Origin of the sequence: Vibrio sp. 10N.222.48.A3, assembly GCF_041475345.1 — a bacterium.
Lineage (GTDB): Bacteria > Pseudomonadota > Gammaproteobacteria > Enterobacterales > Vibrionaceae > Vibrio > Vibrio tasmaniensis_A.
On record NZ_JBFRVX010000643.1, the window covers coordinates 1 to 730 of the forward strand.

At 38.4% G+C, this 730-nt stretch carries 1 protein-coding gene; it reads right to left on the minus strand.

The annotated features are described in order from the left end of the window. The coding region (locus tag AB4653_RS17600; RefSeq protein WP_372104852.1) for a class I SAM-dependent methyltransferase at positions 1-647 on the minus strand (647 nt) is incomplete at its 3' end. Positions 648-730 lie beyond the last annotated feature (83 nt).

The following is a 730-nucleotide window of genomic DNA, read 5'->3' on the forward strand; positions in this document are numbered from 1 at the left end:
ATGACATTTGGAATGACGATTTGAAGTATGAGTAATTCGAAAACCAATTTACTTAAAGGCGTTCCGGGAAACAGTTCTTTCTTTTGAAATTCGCCCGGCCAGTGCGCCCACCCCCAATCTTCTATGATGTATATCCCACCTGACTCTAGATAAGGGAATGATGTCAAAAAGGCGGCTTTTGTTGGTTCATATAAATGGTTGTAATCATCAATAATTAGATCTACATTTTTTGTGGGGAAGTGTGATTCTAATATTTGAATGACCTTGTCTGTATGCTCTTGCTTTACTCCACAATAAGGCTCTATTACAGAGTGTGCTGAAGACCCCTTTCGGTATTGACTTAAGGCTGGATGCTCTTGGCGTTCGTCTATGCCTATGATGGAGTCAGGGGTGAAAATCTTATCGAGTAAAACGAGACTAGCACCGTGATATAACCCAAACTCAATAATGTTCTTGGGGGTCAAAGGAGCACAGATTCGTGCCATTGATTTGGCGAATGAAGGATCTTTAACTAGAACGAAACTATTTTCCGTAGTTTTCTTTTTTTGACTTCCCCAAGAAACCAAATGAAATTCAACTTCGTCAATAGAGAAGCGTTCTTCATTATGCCAGCGTATTTTATCCCAAGGGTCGTTATAATTATCCATGTCTTATTATGGGCCTGATAATTTTTGACCTGTAATTCTAGGGTATGCCTTGAGTTGTAATTAATAAATTATTAGTAAATTAA